Annotated in this window: 8 protein-coding genes; all 8 read left to right on the top strand. The window is 46.4% G+C overall.

Annotated features, from left to right (window positions below):
• The first annotated feature begins 50 nt into the window (after positions 1-50).
• Positions 51-572, top strand: a complete 522-nt coding sequence (locus WC259_RS06865) for a phage terminase small subunit P27 family (RefSeq protein WP_062900242.1) — start codon at positions 51-53, stop codon at positions 570-572.
• A gap of 11 nt (positions 573-583) precedes the next feature.
• On the top strand, positions 584-2,227 hold the full coding sequence (locus WC259_RS06860; RefSeq protein ID WP_372643801.1) for a terminase large subunit: 1,644 nt from the start codon (positions 584-586) through the stop codon (positions 2,225-2,227).
• A gap of 13 nt (positions 2,228-2,240) precedes the next feature.
• The gene (locus WC259_RS06855; RefSeq protein ID WP_372643798.1) at positions 2,241-3,464 is read left to right on the top strand and encodes a phage portal protein; all 1,224 of its coding nucleotides are present in this window, start codon (positions 2,241-2,243) and stop codon (positions 3,462-3,464) included.
• Between the two features lie 11 nt (positions 3,465-3,475).
• Positions 3,476-4,240, top strand: coding sequence for an HK97 family phage prohead protease (locus tag WC259_RS06850; protein WP_372643795.1), 765 nt, complete (start codon positions 3,476-3,478; stop codon positions 4,238-4,240).
• A complete protein-coding gene (locus tag WC259_RS06845; RefSeq protein ID WP_372643791.1) occupies positions 4,241-5,473 on the top strand; it encodes a phage major capsid protein in 1,233 nt (410 codons plus the stop codon). It abuts the gene before it with no gap.
• A 56-nt stretch (positions 5,474-5,529) separates the two neighbouring features.
• Complete coding sequence (locus WC259_RS06840) at positions 5,530-6,354, top strand: hypothetical protein (protein WP_372643788.1); 825 nt, start codon at positions 5,530-5,532, stop codon at positions 6,352-6,354.
• Positions 6,355-6,519: 165 nt separating this feature from the next.
• Entirely contained in the window at positions 6,520-7,095 is a 576-nt protein-coding gene (locus tag WC259_RS06835; protein ID WP_372643785.1) for a head-tail connector protein, read from the top strand.
• Positions 7,096-7,303: phage head closure protein (locus tag WC259_RS06830; RefSeq protein WP_372643783.1), on the top strand; the 208-nt coding region annotated here is incomplete at its 3' end. It abuts the gene before it with no gap.

Genomic DNA, 7,303 nt, shown 5'->3' with positions numbered 1-7,303 from the left:
AACCTCCGTGTAAATTTTCGGGAAATTAGAAACTTTTAGGTGAAGAGACCATGACAACCAGGGGAAGAAAACCAAAACCAACCAGAATTCATGAGTTAAATGGGAACCCTTCACGCTTAAATCTTGAAGCACGCAAAGCAAAAGAAATTCCTACACCCTCAATTGCTCCGACTTGCCCATCATGGTTGGATGCTGAAGCAAAAAAAGAATGGAAACGTATTGTTCCTGAGCTGACGAAACTGGGGATTATTTCGCAGATTGACCGGGTTGCATTGACCGGTTACTGTGCTGTTTATAGCCGATGGCGTAAGGCCGAGGAGGAAATCAGTAAAGGATTTACATACCTTTATGAGGATTTCAAAACATTAGCAATGAAGCGTGCTGTAAAGCCTGAGGTCAGAATTGCAAAAGATGCATTAGCGCAGATTAAAGCATTCTGTGTCGAATTTGGTTTGACTCCTTCTTCACGTTCACGCATGAGTGTACCCGGTGCTTCAGATGAGCCTGTTGATGAGATGGAAAAAGCATTAGAGGAGGCTAACGCGAGAGCAAAGAAAGTCTTACCGAATTGAGGTAATTTCTCATGGCCAACAAAGACCGCTGGTTCATTAATAAGACTAAACCGCCCAAAGGCTCGCCTAAGGGCGTTTTCTTTAGCCAAGAGTATGCCGACCACGCAGTCAGATTCATTCAGGCTCTTAAACATACAAAGGGTAAATGGGCCGGACAGCCATTCGTACTCTTTCCATGGCAACGTAAGATTATTGAGGAAGTCTTCGGATGGCGCAAGGCTAACGGCACCCGACTATATAAGACTGTATACGTTGAGATACCCAAGAAAAACGGCAAGTCGGAATTGGCTGCCGCTGTCGCTTTATACCTGCTATTTGCTGATGGTGAGCATGGGGCTGAAGTATATGGCGCTGCTGTAGACCGCGACCAAGCACGCATCGTATTTGATGTAGCAGCTGATATGGTTTGTATGTCACCTGCCCTTCTTAAGCGAAGCAATATATTAGACAGTGTCAAACGTGTTGTAGTTTCCAGCACCAACTCATTTTACCGGGTACTGAGTAAAGAGGTTAAAGCTAAGCATGGCTTCAATACTTCAGGTCTGGTGCTTGACGAATTACACGCACAGCCTGACAGAGACCTTGTAGATGTGCTTACTAAAGGTGCAGGTGCGGCCCGTGAGCAGCCTCTCTTTTTCATGATAACCACAGCAGGCGTAGACAGGGAAAGTATCTGCCGCGAGTATCACGATAAAGCCCGCGATATTCTTGATGGCAAACGTGAAGAACCCACTTTCTACCCTGTCATATATGGCCCGCCTGAGGATACCAAGGGATGGGATTGGGAAGACGAAAACAACTGGTATGACGTTAATCCTTCCCTCGGTGAGGTGTTGTCCATTGATGAGATGCGCGAAGCATATCAATCTGCTAAAGGCAATCCGGCCGAGGAAAACGTATTCAAGCAGCTACGTCTCAATATGTGGATTAGCTGCTTCGTAAAGGGTATGCCGATGGAGAATTGGGATAAATGCGGGCCGTCTAAATTTGAACTTGAAAAATACGAGCAGTGGTGTGCTGAGATGGAAGGTCAGGAATGTTATGCCGCCCTGGACTTATCATCTACCACCGACCTTACATCACTCAACCTAGTATTTCCGTTAGAAGATGGTTATTACCGAACAATCCCGTTCTTTTGGCTGCCATTAGATAACCTTGAAATGGCTGCCCGCCGTGACCGAATACCATATCCGATTTGGGCGGCTCAAAAGCTGGTTCGGCCAACTCCGGGAAATGTAGTGGACTACAGTGCGGTCCAGGTGACATTAAGCGAATTGGCTCTGAAATACCGGATACGCGAAATAGCCTTTGACCCTTGGAATGCCATGCATCTGGTTACTGAGTTATCAGACGAAGGATATCCGCTAATTGAGTTCAAGCAGTCAGTCCAGAATATGTCACCACCAACCAAAGAGCTACTAAGAGTTGTCCTGAATGGGAAGTTACAGCACGGCGGCAACCCGGTTCTTAGATGGAATGCGGATAATCTCCAGCTGTATTGGGATGCTAATGACAACGTTAAGCCAAACAAACAAAAGGCCACCGGCCGTATTGACGGCGTAGTGGCCTTAATTATGGCACTGAGCCGGGCTATTTCACATAGCAATGGGAATGAACCCTCCGTATATGAAAGCCGGGGCTTATTAACCCTGTGAACGGGAGTGATAAATGAATCCAATAAAAGCATTCTTAAAAAGTTTTGTTATTAATCTACAGCCTGGCGAAAAAAGCATATTCTCAAGTGAGAGTCTGACAGGTGTTTATGTAAATGAGGAAACTGCTCTTAGCAATGTTACTGTATACGCTTGTATCAGACTCCTGTCTGAAACATTAGCGTCCTTACCTTTGGTTGTTTACAAACGCAATGGCAAAGGTAAAATCAGAGCAACAGAACACCCCCTGTACACTCTTTTGCATAATCAGCCTAATCCCGAAATGAACTCCCTAACCCTGCGTGAAACCCTTATGAGCCATCTACTGACGTGGGGCAATGCCTATGCGCAGATAGATTGGGAAGATTACACACACATAAAGGCTTTGTGGCCGTTATTCCCTAACAGAGTCCGTAAAACTAGAGACCCACAAACCAAGCAGATTATTTACCATTACACTCCTTCAGATGGTAGCCATCCTGTTGATTTGCCCGCATGGAGAGTATTGCATATCCCCGGTTTAGGGTTTGATGGATTAGTAGGTTATGCGCCTATAACCATGGCCCGTAACACAATAGGGCTGGCGCAAGCGACAGAGGAATTCGGTAGTCGATTCTTTAAAAATGGAATCAATCCATCCGGCATACTAGAACACCCATCCAAAATGAGTGATACCGCTTATAAAAACCTCAAGGAATCATTCACTAATCAGTATGCCGGACTGGGGAATTCAAACAAGCCTATCATCCTTGAAGAGGGTGCAAAATTCAACAAAATTTCTGTGTCGCCTGAAGATGCACAGTTCTTGGAAACCCGCAAATTCCAACGTTCAGAGATTGCCAGTTTCTATCATGTTCCTCCTCACATGATAGGAGATTTGGAGCGTTCAACTAATAACAATATAGAGCAACAGTCATTGGAATTTGTCATCTACACCATGCGCCCATGGCTCGTGCGTTGGGAACAAGCGATAAATACTCAACTATTGACTGAGGATGAGCGTTCTGATTATTTCGCCGAATTCTTGGTGGAAGGATTGCTCCGAGGCTCTCCTGTTACACGCGCCAGTTTTTATAAGGAGTTGTTTTATTTGGGCGCTCTATCCCCCAACGATATCCGTGAAAAAGAAAACCTCGACCCCATCACTGACCCAGGCGGAGATAAATACTACGTTCAAGCAAACATGGTTCCAATGGATATGGCCGGTAAAGTACCGGTTGTTAATCCTGTGAATAAATAAAGGAGATGGCAATGGATAAAGTTTCTGTTGAGACCCAGCACAAATCATTTGTTGGGCTTGACCTTAAATCAGACAGCCCTGGTACTTTTACAGCTCGCATCGCCACTTTAAATGTCATTGATAAAGATGGCGATGTGACCTTACCCGGTGCTTTCCCGAACGGGAAGAACATCTTGATATCAGCCTATATGCACTCTATATGGGCTGATGCGTTACCGGTGGGGAAAGGTGTAATCAGAGAAGAAAATGGCGAGGTATTCGTGGATGGGGCGTTCTATTTAAACACCACTGCAGGGAAGGAACATTACGAGACCATCAAGAATGCCCCCGAACTGCAAGAGTGGTCATATGGGTTCAGAGTGCTTGAAGTAGCTGAAGGTACTCCATGGAATGACAATCCTAAAGTCTGGCGGGTGCTGAAGAAATTGGATGTTTTTGAAGCATCTCCTGTTCTACGTGGAGCCGGAGTAAACACCGGCACTTTAGCTATCAAGTCTGAGGAAGGCACAACTTTCACTAGTCAATCCGAGGCGGTGCTTGCTGCTGTCAAAGATTTAACTACCCGTGTTAAATCGCTTGCTGATTTGAGACGGAAAGAAGGGCGCAAATTATCTCCTGCTTTCAAGGAAAAGTTAGAGGAACAAATCAAAACTATAACTGAAATGGCCGAAGAACTTAAATCCTTGTTAGCTTCCCCAAAACAGCCGGATAAGGCCATAATCGCAAGCCTATACCTGCGCTGTCAAAAAACATTAAAAAAACTGGAGGAAATCTAAATGAAAACCATTACCGAAATCAAGGGCGAAATCAAAGCCAAATCCGACCTCATACATAAGGTATTTGCTGAGGCCGGTGACAGTCTGGACTTCGACAAGGTTACTTGTCTTCAGGGCAAGACCACCGAAGAAAAGGTTGCCGAAATGAACGTTCTGGAAAAACAGCTCACAGAACTGAATACCGATTATCAGAAGGTTTCTAAATTGGCCGAACTGCGTAAATCCGCTGATGAAGGCGTGAAATTGGCCAGCGAAGAACCGCAGAAACCCAACCCGGCCTTTACTAAAACTCTAAGCATTGGCGAGCTTATCATGAAATCCGCAGCTGTTAAGGAAGAGCGCAGAAGGGTTACGCTGGATATTGATCCCAAGTCGGCCTTTCTGGATGTAGACCTGAAAGCTAACTTCTTTACCAGCTCTGGTTGGACTCCTGAAAATATACGGCTACCTGGTTATGTCGGTGCTCCGACTCGTCCATTATCCATCATTGATTATATCCCTATTTTCCCAACTGCCCAGAACAGTGTAGCGTACATGAAGGAAACTACCTTCACCAACGCCGCTGCTGCCAAGTCTGAGGGCAATGCAGCTGCTGAGTCTGCCTTGGCTCTTACTGCAACCACTCAAGCGGTTGAAGAAATATCAACCTTCGTACCTACTTCTAAAGTCCAGCTTGAAGATGTGCCTCTGGCTGAAGCTTATCTTAATAACCGGTTGGCTTTCATGGTACGTCAAACACTGGATAGCCAAATTGTTGAAGGTGACGGGAATACCCCGAATCTGCTTGGTACTCTGAATCTCGCTGCTTTGCAGGAACAGGCTAAAGGTAGTGACCCGACTCCTGACTCCATCTATAAGGCCTTTGATTTGGTTAGGACTGTAGGATTCGCAGAGCCGTCTGTGCTCTTTATTAATCCTTCAGACTGGCAGGGGATTCGCCTGCTTCGTACAGCCGATGGTATTTATATCTTCGGTAGTCCGAATGATCCAACAGCCGGCAAGTCAATCTGGGGTGTACCTGTTGTTCAGACTACCGCCGTAACTGCAAATACAGCTCTTACCGGTGACTATGCGAACTTCAGCTATTTGGCCATGCGCAGAGGTGTAGAAGTAGAAATGTCCAGTGGCTACTCTGACTACTTTGTCAAAGGCAAGCTGGCAATATTAGCTTCCCTGCGGGCTGCTATGGTTCACACCCGCATACCTGCTTTTGCCAAAATTACCGGCATCTAAATATAAGGTTGAGGGGAGCGGAATTCCGCTCCCCTCTCCTACGAAAGGAAGAAAACATGAAAAAGTTAAACCGAATGTTCATGCTTATGTTGCGGGTGTTTTGCATGACAATGTTCATGTGCCCGCCTGATAGCGGTGAATCGGCAAATATCATAGAAGGTTCACGCAAACGGGCATGGCGAAATGCCGGTGCCCCTTCAGATGGCACCAGTGGTACTTATGCAGGCATAGCCGATAAAGGCGACCTGTTGATTGATACCACCAATGGCACCCTCTATCAGAATACAAATACTAAGGCTTCGCCCACATGGACACAGAAATCGTCTCTGGCTACATATGGGCTGGTCGGCGATATGGCAGCGAACGGAACGGGTACAGAAAATGATGTAGGCACATCTTCCGCTCCTGCCCGTGTTGACCATGTACACAAGGTCGGCGAGCATGACCACTCGGACAATACCAAGGGTTCGTCCATTGTAGAGGCAGGTATTACCCCGGCCTCTCTGACAGGTCTTGTAGCCAAGCAGGTGGCAGATGTTAATGTCATTGGCGGTTTGGTAGTCCTGCATCGAATAGATGTAGCTGACCTTTCAGGCGATAACGATGTGATACTGACCCATAAAACCAGAGTGATTGATGTGTGGGGTCTGAACACCGGTATTGCTGCCCACGCTACTGATGATACTTGGCAGGTTAAAAATGGCTCAAATGCCATTTCAGACGCGGTTGCTAAAACGGCTGCGGTCAATGCTATCAAACGTATTGGTTCTATTGACCCAACTTATGCCGAAATTGCTGCCGGCGGCACCCTGCGTATTACAGCGGTAAAGGACACTAACGCGGCTGTAACTGTTTATGTACTAGGAATCAGAGTGTCCTAAAGGGGGACTTTATGCTTTGCAAGTGCAAATATTTTAACTATGTAAATGGCCAGCTGGTTTGCTCTGTTTGTGGGCGGCCAGCTGGTGCCCCTCAAATTGAGGACAAACTGAGTACAGACCATGAAACTAAAACCGAAGTAATCTCCTCCAAGAGAGGTAATCAATATGGCAATCAAACTCATAACTCCGCCTGCGTCCGAACCAGTAAGCCTCACAGAGGCAAAACTGCATCTGCGGGTTGATACGTCTGCCGATGACACCTATATAGCAAATCTGATAACAGCTGCTAGACAGCATTTGGAGACTATCGTACTTCAAAAAGCACTTGGCACCCAGACTCTGGAGTATGTGTTCAGCCAATTTCCCTGTGGCGAGATACTGATTCCAAGGCCGCCTTTGCAGTCCATTACCAGTATCAAATATACAGACAGCGAGGGTGTGGAGCATACGATTGACTCAGGGGATTATGTAGTCAATACAGATTGCTCACCCGGACTAGTTGTCCCGGCATCTGGCTCAAGCTGGCCTTCTAATAGCTTGATACCCTCTGGCGGTATCCGTATACGCTACCAGGCTGGATATGCAACTGTACCAGAAATGTTTAAGCATGCCATCAAACTGCTCATTGGTCATTGGTACGAAAACAGAAGTGCTGTGTCCTTCGGGTCAGTACCGGGCAATATTCAATTTACTATTAATGCCCTATGCGGTGACCGGTGTTATGGCGTCTGGGAGGATTAAATGAATATCGGACAACTCAGACAGCGAATAATCATTGAAACTCCCACAACTAGCCAAGACACGGCCGGCGGAGTCACCCAAACATGGAGTACTTTCCTTACTGTTTGGGCATCTGTTGAGCCTCTCAATGGTCACAAGCTCTTTCAGGCTAAGCAAGCAAACGCTGATGTCACCGGTATTATTAAAATCCGGTATCAATCCGGCATTG

This window comes from Dehalococcoides sp. (assembly GCF_041654235.1).
Taxonomy (GTDB): Bacteria; Chloroflexota; Dehalococcoidia; order Dehalococcoidales; family Dehalococcoidaceae; genus Dehalococcoides; species Dehalococcoides mccartyi_B.
The sequence above is the reverse complement of the archived record's forward strand: the minus strand, read 5'-3'. Positions and strand labels throughout refer to the sequence as shown.